This is a genomic window from Agaribacter marinus, from assembly GCF_030160655.1.
Lineage (GTDB): Bacteria > Pseudomonadota > Gammaproteobacteria > Enterobacterales > Alteromonadaceae > Glaciecola > Glaciecola marina.
In genome coordinates this window covers 161,376-181,580 of sequence record NZ_BSOT01000002.1, presented here as the reverse complement: position 1 = coordinate 181,580, position 20,205 = coordinate 161,376, and the positions used below count along the sequence as shown (strand labels likewise).

Here is a 20,205-nt window from a genome sequence, read left to right as displayed (position 1 = left end):
TGCTAGCAAAGCATAAATATACAAGTTATTAGCCTTAGGAGAAATAAACATGAACGACAACTCCATGTTTGATCAAAACATCATATTAGAAGATGATTATGTCGCGCTTTCGCCCATGGAACAAAGGCATGTTGATGCTTTACATGAGGCTGGCAAATACAGTGAGATTTGGCGTTGGACAACATCTCAGTATTGCTATACCCATGATTCAACATCTGCGTGGGTGTCAGAATGTATTGAAAAACGAATGAATAAATCCCAGTATCCCTTTGTTATTTATGACAAAGTAAGCAAGGCAATAGTAGGATCTTCCAGTTATTTAAACATCAGCGCCAAACATAAAGTGATTGAAATTGGTTATACTTTCTTAACGCCAAGCGCACAAAAAAGTTTTGTTAACCGCCGATGTAAATTCTTACTACTGTCTTACGCCTTTGATGTACTAAACGTAAATAGAGTCGCCTTTCAAACATCAGAAAAGAATACTTGTTCTCGAAAAGCAATACTAGGATTGGGCGCAGTATTTGAAGGCATTAACCGCCATTGCCGCGTCTTAGAAAATGGCGACTTAAGAAGCTCGGCTGTTTATAGTGTGATAAGTGATGAATGGGATGACGTAAAACAAAACCTAAAGTCTAAATTGACAAGGCCAACCTTAGGTAAAGACGATGTGTATCATAACCAAAATGTTCTGAAGGCGCATTGATATGCATGTATCAAAGCCATTTAAGATGGCCGATTTGAATCAGCAGTTAGATTTTATAGATAAACACAGTTTTGGCGTGCTCACGTCATGCGCAACAAATAGTCCAAATATAGAGGGCGAAAATTTATTACAAGCGACACATCTACCGTTTTTGTTGGATAAATATCAAGGAAGTAAAGGGACGTTGTATACTCACATCGCGAAAGCGAATTCACATGTAAAAATGTTGGATAAGCAAGATGCCTTAATAATCTTTAATGGGCCGCACGGTTATATTTCGCCAACTTGGTACTTGTCTCAACCTGCTGTTCCGACTTGGAATTATGCCGCGGTTCATGTGTATGGAAAGGTCGAGCTGCTAAGCGCGGCATCTACACTTGATGTTATTAATCGAACGATAGCGAAATACGAACCGGGTTTGAATGACGATAAAGCGACTATTCCAGACGCGTATAAACAAAAATTGCTGGGCGCAATTGTAGGTTTAAAAATCACGATTTCATCTATCGAAGGTCAGCAAAAGTTAAGTCAAAACAGGAATAGGGATGAGCAGTTAGCACTTGTGTCTACCTTAGAGAATTCACGCAATTTGGAAGACGTAGCACTTGCAAAACATATGAAGGAGGCTTTGTGCCTGTAGAGTGAAATACTTTTCTTTCTGGCGGGTATATTGGCGTTCAAACGCGCCTTGAAGCAATTGAATGTATTCAATATAGTGGATAAAGAAAATCTCTGCCTTTCCAAAAATACATAAGGTCGCCACATGAACGTAACGGATATTAAGGCATTTGTTCCAAGCAAAGATTACGAAATATCTAAATCATTTTATTCTGACATTGGTTTTGAAGCAGAATATGTCACGGATGATTTAACCCTGTTTAAAAACGGTGATGTCATGTTTTTTCTTCAACGCTTTTACAATGAAGAATTTGCAAATAATTTTATGCTACAAATCTGTGTTGCAGATATTGAAGAGGCGTTTCATTTGTGTTCACGCGCCAAACACAAAACTAAAATAACCACAGTGCAGCAAGAGCCTTGGGGAAAAGTTTTTTATCTATGGGGGCCTGCGGGTGAGTTGTTGCATGTGTCAGAGTTGAACTGTTACTAAGGTGAAAAACAAATATGTAGGAACAGTTGATGCATAAGTCTTATCGTTTGGGTTTATTCATTGTCGCAATAGCTCTATTCGCCATGATTTATGCTGTTAATCACAAAGAGCATGACGCCAAACCAGCACCCGTCAAGTTATTACAAACAACAGAGCAAGTAGATGCAAAAGAAAGCCAGTACCTACCTGAAACGGCACATACACGTTCTGGGAATACAAATGAACAGTCGGCAAAATCAACGGATCCTCAATCTAGTACCATTGAAATATATAAAGTCGCTAAACTAGCTTTTTCTTGCAGAAATATACCGGCGAATGAAAATGAACTGGCAGACTGGATTGATAGTGCAAATCAAAACAACGAGTTATCTACAACAATTGAGAGTGTTACTTCAAGATACGAAAACTGTGTAAATGTCGACAGAAATACAATTTACGTAGACCTATTGTTAGAAGCGTCAAAGAAAGGCTCTGATGATGCAATTGACATACTTTGGTTTCTGAACAATAAGGACTTGATTCAAGGATTGGGTTTAGGGAGTTTGTCGCGTGATGAGCTGGTAGAGCAACTAACAAATTTTACAGTTGAAAAATATGAAATAACGGAAAAAACAGCGCTTTTAGGTGGTGAAAAATCGATACTGAGACTCATACAGGGTTATCGCCAGTTCGACCCCGCAACGCAGGGGCAAAGCTTTGAAAAGTCATTAGCATATACCTATTTGTTACTAGAAACCACAAGCGACGATGATAACTACCGGAGGGCAGATTGGTTTAAAGCGTCGTTACAAAAACGCATGACCTTAGATGAAATTAGTCATGCAACGGTGCTTGCGGACGAATTATTGTTAAAATATCAAAAAGACTATTAGGCATTTGCTATGTGTACAAGCATTAAAATCTTTGTCCGTGTTTTGGCGCTACTTTCCTCATAACCCTGCTGTAATGCAGCATTTATCAATCGTTACTGATGGCAGCACCAAAAAAGCCTGGAGATTTACCAAAGGTAATTACGATTTAAATGGCGAGAACAATAAGAAAGCCTTGTTCATGGAATGTGAATTATCAAACGACGAAGCTAGCCGAGACATAGATGAGCTAAGAAGTTATTGGGGCTTTTGTACCCTAAAATAGGTTAGAGTTAAGGGAGAATAGATAAGACCAACACTGCATTCAAGTGCTAAGTAAATGGAAAGTTTGCATGATAAATGCTTTGTATCGAATGTGGTTTTTAGCCATACTTCTTTTCCATGGCTTCCACGTCTTTGGCAATCAAAACCGTCAATACATCGATCTGAATGTCTGCAAGTTTATTGATATAGAGGCATGCCTTACTGGTTTTATGTTTGCCCAGCGCTGGTAATAAGTCAGGCGCAAGTTCCATTCCCGCTTTTAAATACAAACTAAGGTTTTGTTTTCTAGGTGAAAAACCATGCCTGAGAAAGGTTTCTTCTTTGCCCACTTTGGTTATATAGCTATATTCGCCAAACCCCACAATACTAGGCCCCCACATAACGGGTTTAAGTCCCGTAATTTGTTTGTAAAGGTCTAGCAAGACAAATGCGTCAGCTTTACGCACAGGGTGCGCAACAGCATCAATAAAAGCCTCTACATTGCTATTTGTGGCGCGTGTCTTCAGTCCTACCATGCTCATGGTCTCTGACAATATATATCTACTGAACAATATACAACAAATAGATGCGTGCGGCACTTTTGCCTCTGCCAATACTGATGTAAGTGCATTTTGCCGATTCAATGAGAACGCATACAACCAATAAAGGTTATAAACCAACACAAGAGCGATTAAATAAGATCATTAGACGTTTTTAGTGTGGTAACCACTGCGTTCGTATTCTATATTTTTTGCTTCTTTCTCTAATATATAGTTGAGGCAAGTAAAGATAAATCGATAAAACCGCAACCTTGACTATAAAGCATATGCGCTTCAATAAAACTCAATATTTTTCTCATCATGCTTACCAACTAATTTGTTTGATGCAGCAATACTTGCCGAGACGCTATTGGATTTTTTTGTGGCTCTACCAGGTTTCGCTTTTGATTCATTTTCTAAATTAACTCATGGCTGTACTAACGAGTCGATGTTTGGCACCAAATGCATGCGAGTCTAAGCGTCTGATTTAGTATTGCTACGCGCTTTGCTTGCTAGTTTAAGAGATTACCTGTCCCTACTGGAAACCCGTATTGAAATAGCGAAGCTTTTTGACGTTAGATTAATATAACACCTTCAAAATACTTCATCGTTATCTTCTTAGTCAGTTTTTAAACTCGCCGCTCTAAATATCGCATAAATAACGTGACACTATGGTTGTAAGCGCTCGAATTAGCGTTTATTCTTCCGTCCATGAATTAAATCATTTTTTCAGGTGCTTATTCTAAGGCCTGATAACTATTAGGAAAGAGTAATGGCGGCGTTTGGTACAGTATTTATGCCTGAAATGGCAATAACCAAATTTGAAAATGGTGAATGGACTAGCACAAAAAATGTGCCTTCCGATAGCATTCCCATGCACCCCGGCGCACATGTCTTGCACTATTCAAGTACTTGTTTTGAAGGTTTGAAAGCGTTCAGACACAAAGACGGTGGAATTTACCTTTTTCGTATGGATCAAAACGTCAAACGTTTCCAGCAAAGTAGCGAACTTTTAAAGTTACCAGCATTCGACGCAAAGCAAGTTGAAGAAATGATCGTCAATATTGTACGCCAATACGCAGATGAAGTACCTGCGCCGCCGGGATCTATGTATGTAAGACCGACGCACATTGGGACTGAAGCTTCTATTGGTAAAGCGGCTGCCCCCTCGTCAAGTTCTTTGTTGTATGTTCTGTTATCGCCGGTTGGTGATTATTTTGCAGGTGGTGCAAAACCACTACGTGTGTTGTTGGATGAAACCGGCATGCGCTGTGCGCCGCACATGGGTATGATAAAAAGTGGTGGGAACTACGCAAGTGCACTAGGGCCTATTCTGTCAGCAAAGGACGATGTACAGGCTGATCAAATCCTATTTTGCCCAAATGGTGACGTACAGGAAACTGGCGCGGCAAATTTTATTCTTATTGACGGCAATGAAGTTATTACTAAAGGACTTGATACTAGTTTTTTACACGGCGTAACTCGCGACTCGATACTTACCATTGCCTCAGATATGGGTATGACAGTGAGTGAAAGAGATATTACTGTCGACGAATTATTGGAACGTGCTGCTAAACCTAATGTAGAAGCCGCCTTGTCTGGCACCGCTGCTGTATTAACCCCAGTAGGTACATTCATTTACAACAATAAAGAATATACGGTAGGAAGCGGTGAAGCAGGTGCGACAACAACGAAGCTAAGACACGCACTCAATGATATCCAATGGGGTAATGCAGAAGATAAGCATGGTTGGTTGGTTCAAGTCTAACTAAGTGCTTAAACAGGCATTAGTGGTACTGCAAGTGGAATCATCCAAGTAGTTGTTTCGTTTGAGCTGTCGTTCACGTCATTTAGGTGCGTTGTCTATTATTCTAAGCACATAGTAGGTTATTGCTGCGCAAACTATACCTAATACAATCCCGATGAATCCAATCTTGAGACTAATGATTGTGAAAAAACCAAGCATTTGCAACCACATCAAGTATTTTCCTACTTTGTAGTAATTACTTGATGTGTCTTGGCTGCCCAGAAACAAAAATAGCGAAGATGCCAAGCCTAAAAGGGCTATGTATCTAAATTCTGAGTATTCTGTATAAATCAGCAGTATAAGGCTCAAAGTAAGGACTGAGATACTTATTGCATGTCGTTCAAGTTTTCTATTCAACGTAATCTCCTATAGAAGAACCCCAAAAAATAAAATTTTCATTTATTTCGTCAAACACTACAACTTTACGGTGAAACAGCTCTCATTTATCTGGTTTTAGATTTTTATAGTGTTGAAGTACAATACCTAGTAAGGGATTTTTGCTATTGTTGCTGCTAAATTATTAAATACGCTTAAATGTTGACTATTAACTTCCGAACTAAATTTCTCCCAGAGCGCGCGTTGCAAAGTGCAAAACGAAATAGCGATGTTTCTATTGAATCTCTTGAGCGTGCTTATGAAAGTGATCGTGGCCGCATTTTAAATTCTGTAGCTATTCGTCGTTTACAGCAAAAAACGCAAGTGTTTCCGCTTGAGCGCAATGCTGCCGTGCGTAGCCGCCTTACTCACTCGCTGGAAGTGATGCAAGTCGGACGTTACATCACGCGCAAAGTGTTTGCTGAATTGCCGTTAACATTACAACATCAATATGGATTAGATGGCTTAGCGCGCATTTTTGAAACGGTTGTTGAAATGTCTTGTTTGTTGCATGACGTCGGCAATCCGCCATATGGTCACTTTGGTGAAGATACAATTGTCAGCTGGTTTACACAGCATTTAGATGAGCTAATTGCCGAGTCAGGCAGTCATTTGAGTGCGGCGCAAAAGCAAGATTTAGTTAGTTTTGAAGGCAATGCCCAAGCTATTCGGATTGTACATAGCTTACAATCGCTAAACTTAACTTATACGCAAATCGCCGGCATCTTGAAGTATACTCGATGTGCTTCTGAGCCAAAGCCCGAAGCTAATTATCTCCAGAAAAAGCCTGGTTACTATTTATCAGAAAAACCCTTAGTGCAAGATATTCAACAGGCCTTAAACATCGATGTCGGATGCCGACATCCGGTGTCTTATATTATGGAAGCGGCGGACGATATTGCATATTGTATTGCTGATTTAGAAGATGCCGTTGAAAAAGGCATCATGTCTATTGATACCTTGTCATCTAAATTGTTATTGCGCTACAAAGATATTACTGAAGATTTTGGCATTAACGATGTGTCTTCGCTAAAGCGGATGGAATCAATTGTTACCCGAGCGCTTAAAAAAGCGAATGAAAACAAAATTGTTACCAATAGCGAATACTTTGTCACCTTGCGTGTAAATTCTCAGCATACGATGGTTGAGCACGCGGCGAAGCGCTTTATTGACAACATCGAAGATTGTTATCACGGTCGTTTTAACGCTGCGCTCTTGGAAGACAAATCTATGGCGCATGCTATATCTGCTGCGTTTAAAGCAGTTGCATTTGAGTATGCTTTTAGCCACCACGAAGTCGAACAAAGTGAGCTACAGGGATATCAGATTATTACTGGCCTATTAAACAAGTATGGAAAAATACTTCGTCTCAGCCAGCGCCAGTTTGCATCTTTGTTTGAAGGAAAGTGCGCATTTTCGCTTGAAAAACGACTCTTAAATAAGGTCGCAAATAAACACGTTAATGCATATAAGGCGGCTGTTGAAGTATCGCCAGAAGATGAATTTTATTATCGTTGTCGGATGCTACAAGATAACGTGAGTGGCATGACAGACCACTTTGCTTACGACGACTACTGCGCATTATACGTTAGCATGTGACCGAATGAATCAATCTTTTGAGTGCCAATAAAAACGGCAGGTACTTAATCTGACTGTTGGCTTTTATGCCATAAAGACTAAGCGCTGCCGGGTAGGAAAAGTAAATCTCTAAAGTGCTTCGTAGCGCCTTTCCACTTTACTCATGAGCGATTCATCATCAAATTCGAACTCAACTTCACGATACACAATGATCTTGCCGTCAACGCTTGATGAACTGTCGATGACAACCTTAGATGGTTTGTTGTACCAACTGCTATTGCGTTTTCGTTTGCCACTTAAAATGATGTCACCTTTAACATGACTGCCGTTTTGCACATAAATATTGCCATTTACCGTTTCAATGTTCTTATCAACGGTTGTGCCGCTAAGCTCAATTGAGCCATTTACCGTTTCTATTTTTCCTTTTACTTTACTATTGTTGCCAACTTTTATTTTGCCGTTAATTGTTTCAATGTTTTGACCAACGCTGGCGTTGTCATCAATAACGACTTTTCCGTTCACGCCTTCTATATTCCTGGCAATTGAAGCGCCTTCACCTATTCTGATTGTACCGTTCACACTGGATATTTCGTCCGCAGTAACATCGTCGCCAATATCTAGGGAACCGTTATTTGAAGTGATTTCTTTGGCCGTTACTCGATTGCCTACGCGCACACTACCATTTGTGCTCGATATTTCATCTGTAGTAACACCGTCCTGTACGTTCACACTCTTGTTTGCGCTCGTATAACTATTGCTTGATTTGTAATAATGCTTCTTTTCATGATTGTCTTCGTAGTCAGATGCACCTACGTGAATAACACATCCAGCAAGCAAAAAGCTGGCGACAACAGCTGAAATAAAAGTAAATACTGGTGTTTTTGTTTGGCGAATCATTTGATCATCCTTTTTAATTTCTAACGCGGTGTTGGTTTTGTTCAACTAGTTTTAAGCTAATATTGGTCGTATATAGCATTTGGTATACCAACAATAAATTTACCTTAAAAACAAGTGGTTAGTGTTTCTTACGGTTGTTTTAGCAATGTTGTTTTTGTCAAAATAACGAAAAATTGAGCAAATTGATTACATTTTGAGATTTATGCATTGTGCTCGTATAAATCTTAGTCGACGCAGGTGATTGAATGGTTTAAGTCGCTCGAAAAAAAATGTTAGGGCGTGTTGCCCCGCGAAAAGCAACACGCCCTAATTAGATAGAGAATTTTAAGTATTTGTTTATTGTTAACAACACATGATTTATGGTTTAGGATATCTTAAAATTTAACAATAAAATGCAAAGTGTTTAACATGGTTTACGTTGCTTCTGGTAAACGTTTGCGGGCTAACCATTTGCCAAGGTGCACTTTTACTAAGTAAAACACGGTGGCTAAGATGATGATGTTGGAAGGTAAGTCAATGAGCCATTGGTCAACATATTGTGAAAGGTCTATCGATTTTAAACCTTGCTCCATAAATGAGCCAATAGCGATAAATAACGAGAAGCACATGCGCCATAAATGACGGGCTAGGCGGCTTGGTCCTTTAAGCCCTTTTGTGATTAGCATACGGATGTCAAATAACGTGGCAATGCTAGCGGGGACAGCCATAAAAAGATAGGGGCCAGCCGGGTAATTATAGTATAAACCGTCGGGTGACAAATTGGCTTGGTAAGCGAAGTACCCGCTGATTGCGGCAATAGTTAGACCAACAACTGGATAGATATAGTCATACTGTCTAATTGTGTTTGGCGGGTTTTTTACCAACGTCCAAGAAGACACAATTAAATAAATAGTGAGGACACTGCCAATGAATGTGATCGGCATTGATAAGATAATCGATAGAATGGCACCCGTAATTGCCATGAGGATCATGCTATAAAAGAACCAACGGCCAGATTGTCGGTGGGTTTTTTTCCCTTTTTTTACAAAGAGTGCAATGACGCCTGCTATAACTGCGATACTGCCGGTAATAATGTGAAAAACTAAGCTTATTGAAAATTCCATATTGCATCCTTTTTTTTGCGACTTGGACAGTCAAATAATGCAATGTAGAGCGACTGTTGTCGTCCGTGAGGGTAAGAACGGACATTTTTTTGGAGATATTTATTTGAACGAACATGTTTTAGTGGCTGTTAGTATGATGTCTGTTGGTCAAGCGGCATTGTGTATTACTTTACTGATTGGCCGAACGATGAAGCATCCTTCGAATATCCCATTGTCGTTATTTTTCTTCGTTAGCGGAATTATTGCCATCACGCCAGTGATTGCTAAAATTTCACCAACGTTTTTAGTCCCTTATTTTGCGTTAAGTTTGTTTGCATGGTTGAGTATTTCGCCTATTTTATGGTTATACATTAGCGGCCTAACCTCACAAACACCTTGGCAACTTCGAAAACAAGATGGTTTGCATTTCATCCCATTAGTATTTGCGCTTGGCGTAAGCTTATTGATGTTAAATCTTTCAACCGCGGAAGAGCACGCTATATTTGTCGAAGGACAAGAGATTAACAGTGGCTATCCTTTAGTGGTTGTAATGAGTGTTTTCATATCCATACTATTTTGGTTAGTTCAGTCGAGTGTTTATGCTGTCAAAATAGTGCGCCGTTTACTCGCATATCAGCGCCAATTAAAACAACTTTTTGCAAATAATGAAAACCGCGAACTCGCATGGGTATACTGGGTTTTGGGTGTTGTTGGTTTAGCTTGGTTAAGTATGGTGGTCATGATCTTGGCTGATATGCTGGGTAACGTCTATCTATTTGGTTCAATACTTGGGGCATTGTTATCTCTTACGTTAGTATGGACATTTGCTCTATGGGGACTTAGACAAAAACCAGGGTTTGATGGTCGTTATCTTTCTCAACTAGAAATAAAAGCCACTGAAGAGATAAGACCAATTGACAGCCTGAGCACCAACGATACGGACACCTCAACTATAAAGGAATCTAACCATCAGGCGACAGAATATATAAACCAAAAACAGAATACTCAAAATAAAAAGTATGCGAGATCTGCACTGGGAGAAGCACAATCAAAGCGCATTGCAGAAAAGATAAATCTAGCGATGATAGAAGACGAACTGCATTTAGATCCAAGTATTTCATTGCATAAGTTGGCCAGGCATGTGGCGATATCACCTAATTATATTTCTCAAACGCTAAATGAAACAATGGATACAAACTTTTTTGATTTCATCAATAAATGGCGTATCGAAACCGCCAAACCAAAAATAATTGCAAATGAAGACAGTGTGTTGAACATTGCATATGAAGTCGGGTTTAACGCACGTTCATCGTTTTACAAAGTATTTAAGCGAGAAACGGGAAAAACACCGACTGAGTACAGAAAACTGCATGCCGCGTAAGTAAATTATTTTTGACGAACGTGCGTTAACTCGTAATCAAATTCGTCGGGAGAGATAACTAAGCCATCTTCGTCGGGGTTGGGAAACACCGCAATAGAAACGTCGTCATCCGCTAAGCCATCGGTCCATCGCTCATGCCAAATGCTCAGGGGAATCGCTTGTGGTTTACAATGCGCCCAGTCTCCCGTCGCCCAGTCATCGGCAAATTCTTTACTTGGCCAAACAGGTACACAGTCCTCATCTTCAGTATTTAGCATCACGCATCCATGTTCATCGGTGAGTATCCAAATATCTTGGTTGGCCACTACATGCTTGAGTAAATAGTGATAGCGTTTTTCTTGTGGTTGGTTTTTGATTTGTGAGGAGTCAGTAGTCATGTCTAAAATGCCTGTTAATCAGAATCGGCTTGTTGTTTAATAGTAAGGTAATATGCCTAGTTTTGGTAATAATTCAGACATTAAGTTATCAGGAATATTCAGCTACATATGTGTTCAAAGAGGCTAATACATTCATGCTAATGGATATAGATTACGATCCACAACAAGGTCGTGTCACCCAAGCGGGTGCATATAGGCATTTTTTACCGCCATCGCCACTAAATTACTGGGTGCAGAGTTTTTGGCAACTCAATGTGCCCTCAGGTCAGTTTTCTTATCGCGGTGTGCCAGATAACTGTGTGGACTGGATAATTAACCTAAACAACGTTGAAGACAATATTATTGTTCCTCCGTTTTTATCGCCAATCGAATTTACGCTAGCCGGGCAGGTATCGTATTTTGGTATTCGCTTTCGCGTGCTAGGACATCAGAGCTTAATTTCTGTACCATTAGGTGAATGGTGTTTGAACAATGGCGTAGCTCACGCGATGGACTTATTGTCAAATACCTTGTTGCACACCGCTTTTGAGCGTCTTGAAAGAGCTCAGAGTTTTGATGAGCGCTGTAAATGTTTGTCTACGCTGCTGCTTTCTGTGGTTAAGCGTACTACTGTCGATATGCGTGTTGCTCACTACATCCGGTATTGCCATCGCAATACAACTTCCTGTATTAATCTGTCGGATCAACAGTGTTCTGAATTCGGCGTGTCTTCGCGACAACTTCGGCGTTTGACGCAATTATATTTAGGCGCAACGCCGAAAGATTTTGCAAGAGTCTTACGTTTTCAAGGGACACTTAATACTATGGATGTAGATAAAAAAAATGTCGCTTGGGCTGCTCATTATTACGACCAATCCCATTATATTAGAGAGTTTAAGCGCTTGTCTGGGTTCACTCCCACTGAGTTCAAAAATTTGTCCGTTTTATCCAATCAACGTGCTAACGGTTGAACAATACTATTATCTACTTAATTAAATGATTGTAGGAGAAAGTTCAATGATAGAAATCGAAGCGATGTTTCCGGTGATGGTGACGACTGATTTAGAAAGCGTAAAACAATTTTATGAGTCTGTTTTTGGTTTTAATGCTGTCTTTTTTGACCCCAATTTTTATTTGCACCTTGTATCCCCAAGCACAGGCGCTCAGTTGGGATTTTTAATGCCTAATCATGCGACTCAGCCAGAGTTTCTTCATGCGATGATGTCTAAGGATGGATACGTTATTTCATTGGAAGTAAGAGATGCTGAGCAAGCGTATGCTGAAGCGCAGAGAATGAGTTTAGACGTTGTAATGACACTAAAGCAGGAAGTTTGGGGGCAAATACACTTTATGTTACAAGATCCGGCTGGCTTCCGCGTAGATGTTGTGCAACACATTGAGGCAAATACGAATTAAAGTAAATAACCACAGGAGTATACATGTCGTTTGAGAGAATAATGGGTTTAGAGGTTATCAATGATAGCGAGTACCAACTTTACCGCGAAAATATGGCGCCGATACTCCATTCATTTGGTGGAAGCTTTGGATTCGACTTTGTCATTGACCGTGTATTGAAGTCGAAAACAGAGCATGTGATAAATAGGGTGTTTACGATTGATTTTCCAAGTAAGAAAATAATGGATGCGTTTTTTTCAGACCCCGCATATCTTGCGGTAAAAGAGCAATATTTTAATCGTTCAGTGAAATCGGTAACTACGATTTCGATGCATGAAAAGAGTAAGGTGAATGATTAGAATATTTAGGCAAACGTATAGTTTTGGCGATGTTTGAATATAACGGATCGTGTGCTTGCGGCAGTGTTGAGTTTACGCTGAAGCTACCTAAAGCATTAAGCGGATATAGCCCTAGGCAATGTGATTGCAATTTTTGTACAAGTCGCGGTATTTCATATTTGTCAGATCCTAAGGGCTACTTATCGCTACGGCACAGGGAGTCACTTATGGTGCATCACCAAGGAAGCGAACAAGCAGATTTTCTTTCTTGCCGAAGTTGTAAGGTCATAGTAGCTGTTTCAATTTATATTGAAGACGAGTGTTTAGGTGCTTTAAATGCAAGCTTACTTGCTTCTTCTTTGATGTTACCTTCCACAACAGTATCGCCAAAATTACTTGCGGCTGACGAAAAAATTGAAAGGTGGGCATCGGTTTGGCTACACTTACAATTGTGAATATTCTAGTTATCCAGCGTTCACGTTAGTTAGTGTGAGTTCGAACATTAATGCTGAATTGGTTTTGAGGCAGATATTACGTGCACTGTCGGGGTAAAGTCACCCAAATGTTGTGCGTATTGCCATTAAGTCCATAGTAATATTATAGGTACCTAGTAAGCCAAGTTATTTTTTGCTGGCCACCAAAATTTGAAAATAGGCAAGAATACTCATGAATCTCAAACTGATCCGATTGCAACGTCACCTTTCTCAAGAAGTACTCGCGAAGCTATCCGGCCTAAATGTTAGAACCATTCAACGTATCGAAAATGGCAATTCTGCCAGTGTCGAGTCATTAAAGTGTTTGGCAGCTGCCTTAGATATTGATGTCGCCGACTTATCAAATAATATTGATACATCTGATACTGATAAAGTGAGTGCTATCAATATGTTAAAGTACCAAGCAAACCATATATTCTACTTGTTGTCAGTTGCACTTATTTTTGTTGTAGTAGCTGCAAACGCAGTAACAGCGGGAGCAAACTCATTTGGCGCCTTACTATATTTGATGGCGGGGGGCTGTCTAGTTATTTCTGCTTACAAAATGGTGAAGCATCGGCTAGGAATGTCTTATGAATAAGAAATTATCCGATTTATTATTCAGGGAAGCTAGCATAGAAGACCTTCCGAGTTTGCGTGAATTGGAGCAAGGCGTCATTGACGCTGAAAGACCATTTAATAAACAAATAAAAAAAGAGCCAACGTACTACTACGACATAGAAGACCTCCTTTCTTCTGATGCTGCTCATTTACTCGTTGTAGAAGTAAATGGGCGAATTATAGCCACAGGATATGCGCAGATTAGAGAATCTACACCTTGTTTTACTCACAAAAAACATGCTTACCTAGGGTTTATGTACGTATTACCTGATTTTCGTGGACAAGGTGTTAACTCCAAAATCATCGAAAAGCTCTTGATGTGGAGTAAGCAACAAGATGTCGAAGACTGTTACCTCGATGTTTACGTCGAAAATACGTCCGCCATTAAAGCTTACGAAAAGGTCGGGTTTACGTCGTCTCTTATCGAAATGAAATTGGCCTTATAGGTAAACGTCAACAGATAGTTGAAGCATATCAAAATACTCGCTAACCTGAGTTCTTATCGGTTTAGATGTTTACCTAGGCAAATGAGTAATAAATTTAAATGAAAGATCTCATTGAGGAAATCCCCAAAACAATGGAAAAGTTTATGGGGTGTGCTGGCAAAATGGTAAAGCCATCACCAAATACTGTAGCGGACTTAATTGCCAATATACATAGTGGTGAATTGGCAACAATTACGCAATTAAGGGCTCAGCTGGCAAATGATTTTGAAGTGCAAACGGCTTGCCCTGCAGCGATAATGAAGTCTCTGGTTATTCTTTCAAAATCCAACCCAGATGCGCCATACTGGCGCGTAATCAAAAACAAAGGTGAATTGATTGCTAAGTTTCCAGGTGGGCTTTTACAACATGCTCAGCTACTTGAAAACGAAGGGCTTAAAATAGATCCTAATAAAAAGACGCCTGTGGTCATTGATTTTAAGTCTAAGTTGTCGACAGCGTTTAGTTAATCTACCTAGTTTGTTAAATTATCCTGTATTTGTACTTAAACAAGAGTATGTTACTGTAAATACAGCTGATATTAGCGTTGCAAATTTACGTATTTCCAGTTCACAAGCAAAGGATATCCCGTGAGACTATTAGTATCTTTATTCTTATTATTTAGTTTGAATGGCTTTGCCAGCGACAATTCTGATCGCGTTTTAGATGAATATGTTTTCTCTCCATCAGAATCTGCAATTAAAGATATTGATGAAACGTTGGCGCTAGCTAAAGCCGAGAATAAACTGGCGATGATTGTACTGGGTGCGCAGTGGTGCCATGATAGTCGAGGCTTGTCAGCTAAATTTTCGAATGCACAAATGCATGCATTACTCAAACAACACTATAAAACCTTATTCGTTGATGTGGGCTTTTTAGAAGATAAGCGACATATAACTCAGCGATTTTCTTACCCCGGATATTTTGGTACGCCAACAGTACTTATTGTTGATCCAGTAAGTGAACGCTTACTAAACTATGAATCCATCAGTAAGTGGCAAAGCGCTGATTCTGTGCCCAGTGAAGAGTATATTCGCTATTTTAGCGAGTATGCTGAAGGTGAGCATTTACTGGAAAGTGCACAAATTAAAACGCCCTACCTTGAACAAATACAACGCTTCGAACAAATACAGATACAACGATTATTTGAGGCATATAGCAAACTTGGTCCGCTACTTAAGTCTTATAAAGAAGATACACTTGAATCAGACGATGTATTCAATGATGCATGGGTCGAAGTACGCAAATTTAGATCGCAGTTACAGCAAGATTTGATCTCACTCAGGCAGCAAGCAAGATTGCAACAAGCATCTAATCAGTCGACGCCGTTAGTTTTACCTGAATACGCAGAATTTTTACACCTATAGGAATATGGAAGTATGAACGCCCTAGCATTGTCACACAAAACAAAAAAGTTTATTACCGGTGGGGTATCGTTATTTGCCCTATCGCTTAGTGCTTTCTCTAGCTCATTATATGCAGAAGAAAAAGTAGAAGAGTTGTACAAAAAAAATTGCGCATCTTGCCATGGTAAAGCACTTGGTGGTGGCATGGCTGATTCTTTTCTAAATGATAAATGGTTAAAAGACGGCTCGGCAGCGTCTCTTACGCATTTTATTAAGAAGGGCGCAACTGACCGAGGTATGCCGGCATGGGAAGCAGCGTTATCTGACGATCAAATTCGCTCTTTAGTTATTTATATTAATGAACAACGTTACAAATTGGCGCGTGAAGCAAATAAGCCAAATACAAAATCAAAAACGATTACATCCCTAGGTCACACATTCAATATTGAAAATATACACACGGCGGAAAGCATCTTATGGGCAATTGAATATTTGCCAGACGGCTCTATGCTGGCGACACAACGTGACGGCGCGTTGTTACAAATATCAGCAGACGGTAAATCAAGCAGTAAGATCAAAGATTTCCCTGCTGTCTGGCATCACGTGCAAGGGGGCCTTTTAGATATTACATTGCACCCTGACTATGCAAAAAATGGCTGGGTATATGTTGCCTATGCTGCTTCAGAAGATGGTAAGCAAGGCGCTAGCAAAATAGCCAGAGGAAAAGTAAGCAACGGTAAGTGGGTTGAGCATCAAGACATCTATACAGCGCCGAATTCTGCATATTCAGACTCTGGTCGCCATTTCGGTTCACGTATCGTATTTTCAGAAGGTTATGTTTACTTTGGGTTTGGTGAACGTGGTGACCGCCCAACGGCACAAAACATGGCTTCGCCAAACGGTAAAGTCTTTCGCTTGCATGATGACGGTCGAGTACCTAACGACAATCCGTTCGTCGGTCAAAAAGGAGCGCTACCCGGTATTTGGAGCTTAGGTCATCGTAACCCTCAAGGGATGGTGGTAGAACCAAATACTAATCGCATTTGGGAAGCAGAACATGGTCCTCGTGGTGGCGATGAAATCAACGTTATTGCACGTGGCGCAAACTATGGCTGGCCAGTCATCACCTACGGTATGAATTACAATGGAACCCCCATTACTCACCTAACTGAAAAGGAAGGAATGGAACAACCTAAACACTATTGGGTGCCGTCTATCGCAGTGGCGGGTATCACTTTTTATGATGGCGATATGTTTAGCAAATGGAAGGGTAAAATGTTGGCTGGTGGCATGGGCATTCAAGAGCTTCAACTCCTGTCCACTAAAGGTGATACGATTGACAATGTGGATGTAATTCTGTCTGACCGAGGACGTATTCGTGACGTGAGTGTTGCGCCTGACGGTGCAATCATGCTCGTTGTGACGATTGATGGGAAAGGGCATATTCTGCGCTTATCAATTTAAGCACCGCAAGTCGAATTTGTATAAGCTAATGAGGTAGGTCATGAACACAAAAAAATCAAAGGGTAACGTGAATGCGAGTGCGGCAATGACGCGATGTAGTCTAGTCGCTTTGTTGTCTTTAGTGCTTATGGCCTGCAATTCCACTTCAGCGCCCGGCGAATTAGTGGGTGAAGCGACACTGGCCGATCAAAAAACTAATGTGACGAACACTGTAGCGAAGGATGCCGCGCCAGTTAGCGATTTACATTATTATAATGTCAACGTGATAGCGTTTGAAAAGTCAATGACGCTTTATCGAGAAATACTTGGTTTTGATTTAATTGATGCGCAAGTATTAGATGGTCAGCTTGCTGAAGTATTAGTACTTACCTTACAAGCAAATGATGCCATCGTAAGGTTGCATATTCCGCCAAAAATTGCGTCTGTCGACTTGTCACAATCGAATATAGTGTTTGATACTGAATTTACTCTTGTTGCGGATGATCTGGTGTTAGTCGCCACGCGCTTAATTGCTAACGGTTATTCGTTGGAAGTCAGTACAGCACCTTCAGAAATTGATGAGAAAAAGCAGTATTTTATCGGGCCCAATGGAGAGGTGATTCACCTCTCCAACTAATTGCTTACAAATCCTTTATCAATACACGGCCAGTAGTCCAAGCGTCTAGCAATGATTCCCAATAGCTGACATCCCAATGGAGGGTTTTGCCTCGTGATATGGCTTTTTGAATGTCTTTAACCACAAGCTGCATGTCACGTTGGCTAGCATTTTTGCGCGCAACGGCTCGTAAAAAATAATATTCTGGGTTTTTTTCCTGACTTGTTTCAATACTCCTTAGGTATGCCTGCGCTTGTTCTACATCATGCAGTTCAGCGTTTTTTGCCAACAAGAGCAACTCTGCGGCTTTAAGCGTTGCATGGGGACTGCCTTCAGTTGCAGCTCTTTGATACCAAAATAAGGCTTTTTTTTCGTCATTGATCACCCATGGACTGTTTTGCAATATATGTCCTAACATATATGCTGCGGGCGCATAACCATGCTGACTAGCCGCTATTATCCACTCAATTGCTTTAGGGATGTCTCGCTGTTCTCGATACATGCGCGCGCCTAATTCAAATTGAGCGATGACATGTCCTGTTTTTGCGACCTTTTCCATTATCTCAATCGATTCATTTTCTGCCTGAGGTAACCAACGAAAGTTTTGAAGAGCGACCGCATATTGAAACAAATCCTCGATATCTTCACTCTTTTTTAGTTGCCTAGCCTTACGTTTAATATAACTAAAAATATATGCTTCTCTTTGTTGTACTTCCCATTTAGTCATGGCTGCAATACCAAGAAAGGCTCGACCGGTAAAATAGGTTCGTTTTCCGTCATACACTGGGGCTGGTGCTGAGTGCCTAGAAAGTTGTTGCAGCAGCCGTGGAATATTATAACCAAAGGTATCGACTTCTCTGATGTTTCGAATAGAGCCATCTGGGGCTAGGTCATAGTCAACGATAATGAATGGCTCAAGGTCTCTTAGTAACCTGTTTGGTGTTCTTTCTTCAAATTGCTTTTCTCTTGAAAATGGCTGTGCGGAAGAATTGTCGCTACCCCGCAAATAATTATCGTCTTCAAAGAAGCCAAATTCGTCATCAAAAGTTGTAACGCCAACAGAAAAGTCATCAAGAAATAACTCTGGATCTCTGTAGTCTATTTGCAATATACCTTCGCCACCGAAAGACAAAGTATTTGCTAGACTCTCATGCTTTATTTCGGGAAAATATTTTGATGCTAGTACAGCTTTTCCGTACTTTTCTTTATATTGAGAGACCAACTTACGTGCTGCTATTTGATCTGACGCGGGCAGGGCAGTTAATAAAGCCATAGCTGCTTTTTCGGCATCAATGAATTGGTATTCTGCCGCAAGTGAAAAGTAAACGATTGCGCTTAATAGATCTTGCTCAGTACCTAAACCTTCATAGTGAATTCTACCAAGCTGATAATATGCGTGCGGGCTGCCAAGTGGCGCAATTTCGGCGTATGCTTGTTTTGCTTTAAGGTACTCACCATTTTTATAAAATTCATCCGCGATAAACGTGCTTGTTCCATTTGCATACGCTGGGACAATAAAAAAATAGGCGGCAACTATCAGCCAAGATTTGGAAGATTTAAACATCGACATTTTGAATATCCTTCTAATTTGTCTCAATTCATCATTTTATGTTGCTTAAAAAGCGTACGCCTATTTTTGTATTTTTGCAATCAGGCGCTCGATTGTATACTTGACCCTCACGCAGCGTAATACCTCATCATGTCTACGGTTGATAAATAGAGAGTGCTTAAACATGCCAAATAAAGACAAACGTTATTCTGTCAGTCAGCTTAGTCAGGTTGCAGGTGTCAGTATTAGGACACTTCATTACTATGACGAAATTGGATTGCTCGTTGCTCATCGCAGACCACACAACGGATATCGTGAATATTCAGCGCATGATGCCGCGTGTTTGCAGCAAATATTGATCTATCGAGACCTAGACATGTCACTTGATCAGATTAAGACGATCATGACAGCAAAAGACTACGACTTAATGAATGTTCTGCATAAGCAAAAAGCGCTTTTACATCAACGGCTACTAGACACTAAATCTATGATTAATCGAATTGAGGTGACAATGAGTGCGATAAAAGGTGAAAAAAATATTGATATATTGTTTGAAGGTTTGCCAAGTGATAAAGCAAAAGTTTGGAAAGAATCACTACTTGACGATCCTAATGGCGACAAAGTGCTTGAGGCATACGGTAATTTATCAGAAGAGGAGATGTCCGAAGAAACGAGGCTAGCCAATGAATGGACGATGCGTTACGTTGACGTAGTAGGTCAACCGATAACACTCGATACGGTTCAGCACTTGGTAATAGAAGCATTTGAACTGTCAAATCGGATGTTCTATAAAACGGAATTGGAAGGATCATTTGAGGGGATTTCGTATGCGATGTACCTTGATATCGTTGATGCAACGAAAAATGACCCAGTGATGCGTGATATGTATAACCATTACGCGCCTGGATTTGCAGATCATTTACATGAGGCAATGCTTTATTTTGCTGAAAATGAGCTTAAGCACAACGAAGAAAAGTATCGAACATTAATGTAGGTAT

General features: G+C 40.3%; 25 protein-coding genes. 19 read left to right on the top strand and 6 right to left on the bottom strand.

The window, feature by feature from the left end:
- Positions 1-49 precede the first annotated feature (49 nt).
- The 5 genes from QQK00_RS01335 to QQK00_RS01315 all read left to right on the top strand — a co-directional run bounded on the left by QQK00_RS01335 (position 50) and on the right by QQK00_RS01315 (position 2,951).
- The gene (locus QQK00_RS01335; RefSeq protein WP_284215685.1) at positions 50-706 is read left to right on the top strand and encodes a GNAT family N-acetyltransferase; all 657 of its coding nucleotides are present in this window, start codon (positions 50-52) and stop codon (positions 704-706) included.
- Position 707: 1 nt separating this feature from the next.
- A complete protein-coding gene (locus tag QQK00_RS01330) occupies positions 708-1,346 on the top strand; it encodes an FMN-binding negative transcriptional regulator (RefSeq protein WP_284215684.1) in 639 nt (212 codons plus the stop codon).
- 123 nt (positions 1,347-1,469) lie between these two features.
- Entirely contained in the window at positions 1,470-1,817 is a 348-nt protein-coding gene (locus QQK00_RS01325; RefSeq protein WP_284215683.1) for a VOC family protein, read from the top strand.
- A 29-nt stretch (positions 1,818-1,846) separates the two neighbouring features.
- Positions 1,847-2,689, top strand: a complete 843-nt coding sequence (locus QQK00_RS01320; RefSeq protein ID WP_284215682.1) for a hypothetical protein — start codon at positions 1,847-1,849, stop codon at positions 2,687-2,689.
- Between the two features lie 37 nt (positions 2,690-2,726).
- Positions 2,727-2,951, top strand: coding sequence for a DUF6795 domain-containing protein (locus QQK00_RS01315; protein ID WP_348521133.1), 225 nt, complete (start codon positions 2,727-2,729; stop codon positions 2,949-2,951).
- Between the two features lie 97 nt (positions 2,952-3,048).
- Here QQK00_RS01315 and QQK00_RS01310 read toward each other — a convergent pair whose 3' ends face one another.
- Positions 3,049-3,573, bottom strand: coding sequence for a DUF1801 domain-containing protein (locus tag QQK00_RS01310; protein WP_284215680.1), 525 nt, complete (start codon positions 3,571-3,573; stop codon positions 3,049-3,051).
- 667 nt (positions 3,574-4,240) lie between these two features.
- Here QQK00_RS01310 and QQK00_RS01305 point away from each other — a divergent pair.
- Positions 4,241-5,236, top strand: a complete 996-nt coding sequence (locus QQK00_RS01305) for a branched-chain amino acid aminotransferase (RefSeq protein WP_284215679.1) — start codon at positions 4,241-4,243, stop codon at positions 5,234-5,236.
- Between the two features lie 78 nt (positions 5,237-5,314).
- Here QQK00_RS01305 and QQK00_RS01300 read toward each other — a convergent pair whose 3' ends face one another.
- Positions 5,315-5,632 (bottom strand): hypothetical protein, encoded by a 318-nt coding sequence (locus tag QQK00_RS01300; RefSeq protein ID WP_284215678.1) that lies wholly within the window; start codon positions 5,630-5,632, stop codon positions 5,315-5,317.
- A gap of 180 nt (positions 5,633-5,812) precedes the next feature.
- Between QQK00_RS01300 and dgt the strand changes: the two genes are divergently transcribed.
- Positions 5,813-7,249, top strand: coding sequence for a dGTPase (dgt, locus tag QQK00_RS01295; protein WP_431307715.1), 1,437 nt, complete (start codon positions 5,813-5,815; stop codon positions 7,247-7,249).
- A gap of 108 nt (positions 7,250-7,357) precedes the next feature.
- On the opposite strand, the gene QQK00_RS01290 is transcribed toward dgt, so the two are convergent.
- Both QQK00_RS01290 and QQK00_RS01285 read right to left on the bottom strand, forming a co-directional pair.
- Positions 7,358-8,125, bottom strand: coding sequence for a DUF4097 family beta strand repeat-containing protein (locus QQK00_RS01290; protein WP_284215676.1), 768 nt, complete (start codon positions 8,123-8,125; stop codon positions 7,358-7,360).
- Between the two features lie 413 nt (positions 8,126-8,538).
- Positions 8,539-9,228, bottom strand: coding sequence for a hypothetical protein (locus tag QQK00_RS01285; protein ID WP_284215675.1), 690 nt, complete (start codon positions 9,226-9,228; stop codon positions 8,539-8,541).
- 103 nt (positions 9,229-9,331) lie between these two features.
- On the opposite strand from QQK00_RS01285, the gene QQK00_RS01280 reads away from it, so the two are divergent.
- A complete protein-coding gene (locus QQK00_RS01280) occupies positions 9,332-10,588 on the top strand; it encodes a helix-turn-helix domain-containing protein (protein ID WP_284215674.1) in 1,257 nt (418 codons plus the stop codon).
- A 5-nt stretch (positions 10,589-10,593) separates the two neighbouring features.
- Here the strand turns inward: QQK00_RS01280 and QQK00_RS01275 are convergent, their stop codons facing one another.
- The gene (locus tag QQK00_RS01275) at positions 10,594-10,965 is read right to left on the bottom strand and encodes a DUF2750 domain-containing protein (protein ID WP_284215673.1); all 372 of its coding nucleotides are present in this window, start codon (positions 10,963-10,965) and stop codon (positions 10,594-10,596) included.
- Positions 10,966-11,027: 62 nt separating this feature from the next.
- Between QQK00_RS01275 and QQK00_RS01270 the strand changes: the two genes are divergently transcribed.
- From QQK00_RS01270 to QQK00_RS01225, 10 genes are all read left to right on the top strand, one after another.
- Positions 11,028-11,915, top strand: a complete 888-nt coding sequence (locus QQK00_RS01270) for a helix-turn-helix domain-containing protein (protein WP_284215672.1) — start codon at positions 11,028-11,030, stop codon at positions 11,913-11,915.
- Positions 11,916-11,961: 46 nt separating this feature from the next.
- Positions 11,962-12,360 carry a VOC family protein gene (locus QQK00_RS01265; protein ID WP_284215671.1) on the top strand — a complete coding sequence of 133 codons (399 nt, stop codon included), beginning with the start codon at positions 11,962-11,964 and terminating at the stop codon, positions 12,358-12,360.
- A gap of 23 nt (positions 12,361-12,383) precedes the next feature.
- Positions 12,384-12,698, top strand: coding sequence for a DUF1330 domain-containing protein (locus QQK00_RS01260; protein ID WP_284215670.1), 315 nt, complete (start codon positions 12,384-12,386; stop codon positions 12,696-12,698).
- A 29-nt stretch (positions 12,699-12,727) separates the two neighbouring features.
- Positions 12,728-13,132 carry a GFA family protein gene (locus QQK00_RS01255; RefSeq protein ID WP_284215669.1) on the top strand — a complete coding sequence of 135 codons (405 nt, stop codon included), beginning with the start codon at positions 12,728-12,730 and terminating at the stop codon, positions 13,130-13,132.
- Between the two features lie 211 nt (positions 13,133-13,343).
- Entirely contained in the window at positions 13,344-13,751 is a 408-nt protein-coding gene (locus QQK00_RS01250) for a helix-turn-helix domain-containing protein (protein WP_284215668.1), read from the top strand.
- Positions 13,744-14,217 (top strand): GNAT family N-acetyltransferase, encoded by a 474-nt coding sequence (locus QQK00_RS01245; protein ID WP_284215667.1) that lies wholly within the window; start codon positions 13,744-13,746, stop codon positions 14,215-14,217. The genes QQK00_RS01250 and QQK00_RS01245 overlap by 8 nt, the downstream gene beginning before the upstream one ends.
- A 98-nt stretch (positions 14,218-14,315) precedes the next feature.
- Positions 14,316-14,723 carry an MGMT family protein gene (locus tag QQK00_RS01240; RefSeq protein WP_284215666.1) on the top strand — a complete coding sequence of 136 codons (408 nt, stop codon included), beginning with the start codon at positions 14,316-14,318 and terminating at the stop codon, positions 14,721-14,723.
- Positions 14,724-14,843: 120 nt separating this feature from the next.
- The gene (locus tag QQK00_RS01235; protein WP_284215665.1) at positions 14,844-15,620 is read left to right on the top strand and encodes a thioredoxin family protein; all 777 of its coding nucleotides are present in this window, start codon (positions 14,844-14,846) and stop codon (positions 15,618-15,620) included.
- Positions 15,621-15,632: 12 nt separating this feature from the next.
- A complete protein-coding gene (locus QQK00_RS01230) occupies positions 15,633-17,063 on the top strand; it encodes a PQQ-dependent sugar dehydrogenase (RefSeq protein ID WP_284215664.1) in 1,431 nt (476 codons plus the stop codon).
- A 40-nt stretch (positions 17,064-17,103) separates the two neighbouring features.
- Complete coding sequence (locus QQK00_RS01225) at positions 17,104-17,679, top strand: VOC family protein (RefSeq protein WP_284215663.1); 576 nt, start codon at positions 17,104-17,106, stop codon at positions 17,677-17,679.
- Between the two features lie 4 nt (positions 17,680-17,683).
- Here QQK00_RS01225 and QQK00_RS01220 read toward each other — a convergent pair whose 3' ends face one another.
- Positions 17,684-19,228, bottom strand: a complete 1,545-nt coding sequence (locus tag QQK00_RS01220) for a hypothetical protein (RefSeq protein ID WP_284215662.1) — start codon at positions 19,226-19,228, stop codon at positions 17,684-17,686.
- Positions 19,229-19,391: 163 nt separating this feature from the next.
- Between QQK00_RS01220 and QQK00_RS01215 the strand changes: the two genes are divergently transcribed.
- Positions 19,392-20,201, top strand: a complete 810-nt coding sequence (locus QQK00_RS01215; RefSeq protein ID WP_284215661.1) for a MerR family transcriptional regulator — start codon at positions 19,392-19,394, stop codon at positions 20,199-20,201.
- The last annotated feature ends 4 nt before the right edge of the window (positions 20,202-20,205 follow it).

What these genes read in the sequence shown, in the direction of transcription:
- QQK00_RS01275 (WP_284215673.1), bottom strand. Translation starts at nt 10,965, where the DNA reads ATGACTACTGACTCCTCACAAATCAAAAACCAACCACAAGAAAAACGC.
- QQK00_RS01245 (WP_284215667.1), top strand. Translation starts at nt 13,744, where the DNA reads ATGAATAAGAAATTATCCGATTTATTATTCAGGGAAGCTAGCATAGAA.
- QQK00_RS01250 (WP_284215668.1), top strand. Translation starts at nt 13,344, where the DNA reads ATGAATCTCAAACTGATCCGATTGCAACGTCACCTTTCTCAAGAAGTA.
- QQK00_RS01265 (WP_284215671.1), top strand. Translation starts at nt 11,962, where the DNA reads ATGATAGAAATCGAAGCGATGTTTCCGGTGATGGTGACGACTGATTTA.
- QQK00_RS01325 (WP_284215683.1), top strand. Translation starts at nt 1,470, where the DNA reads ATGAACGTAACGGATATTAAGGCATTTGTTCCAAGCAAAGATTACGAA.
- QQK00_RS01230 (WP_284215664.1), top strand. Translation starts at nt 15,633, where the DNA reads ATGAACGCCCTAGCATTGTCACACAAAACAAAAAAGTTTATTACCGGT.
- QQK00_RS01255 (WP_284215669.1), top strand. Translation starts at nt 12,728, where the DNA reads ATGTTTGAATATAACGGATCGTGTGCTTGCGGCAGTGTTGAGTTTACG.
- QQK00_RS01240 (WP_284215666.1), top strand. Translation starts at nt 14,316, where the DNA reads ATGAAAGATCTCATTGAGGAAATCCCCAAAACAATGGAAAAGTTTATG.
- QQK00_RS01220 (WP_284215662.1), bottom strand. Translation starts at nt 19,228, where the DNA reads ATGTCGATGTTTAAATCTTCCAAATCTTGGCTGATAGTTGCCGCCTAT.
- QQK00_RS01335 (WP_284215685.1), top strand. Translation starts at nt 50, where the DNA reads ATGAACGACAACTCCATGTTTGATCAAAACATCATATTAGAAGATGAT.
- QQK00_RS01330 (WP_284215684.1), top strand. Translation starts at nt 708, where the DNA reads ATGCATGTATCAAAGCCATTTAAGATGGCCGATTTGAATCAGCAGTTA.
- QQK00_RS01305 (WP_284215679.1), top strand. Translation starts at nt 4,241, where the DNA reads ATGGCGGCGTTTGGTACAGTATTTATGCCTGAAATGGCAATAACCAAA.
- QQK00_RS01260 (WP_284215670.1), top strand. Translation starts at nt 12,384, where the DNA reads ATGTCGTTTGAGAGAATAATGGGTTTAGAGGTTATCAATGATAGCGAG.
- QQK00_RS01290 (WP_284215676.1), bottom strand. Translation starts at nt 8,125, where the DNA reads ATGATTCGCCAAACAAAAACACCAGTATTTACTTTTATTTCAGCTGTT.
- QQK00_RS01285 (WP_284215675.1), bottom strand. Translation starts at nt 9,228, where the DNA reads ATGGAATTTTCAATAAGCTTAGTTTTTCACATTATTACCGGCAGTATC.
- QQK00_RS01320 (WP_284215682.1), top strand. Translation starts at nt 1,847, where the DNA reads ATGCATAAGTCTTATCGTTTGGGTTTATTCATTGTCGCAATAGCTCTA.
- QQK00_RS01225 (WP_284215663.1), top strand. Translation starts at nt 17,104, where the DNA reads ATGAACACAAAAAAATCAAAGGGTAACGTGAATGCGAGTGCGGCAATG.
- QQK00_RS01215 (WP_284215661.1), top strand. Translation starts at nt 19,392, where the DNA reads ATGCCAAATAAAGACAAACGTTATTCTGTCAGTCAGCTTAGTCAGGTT.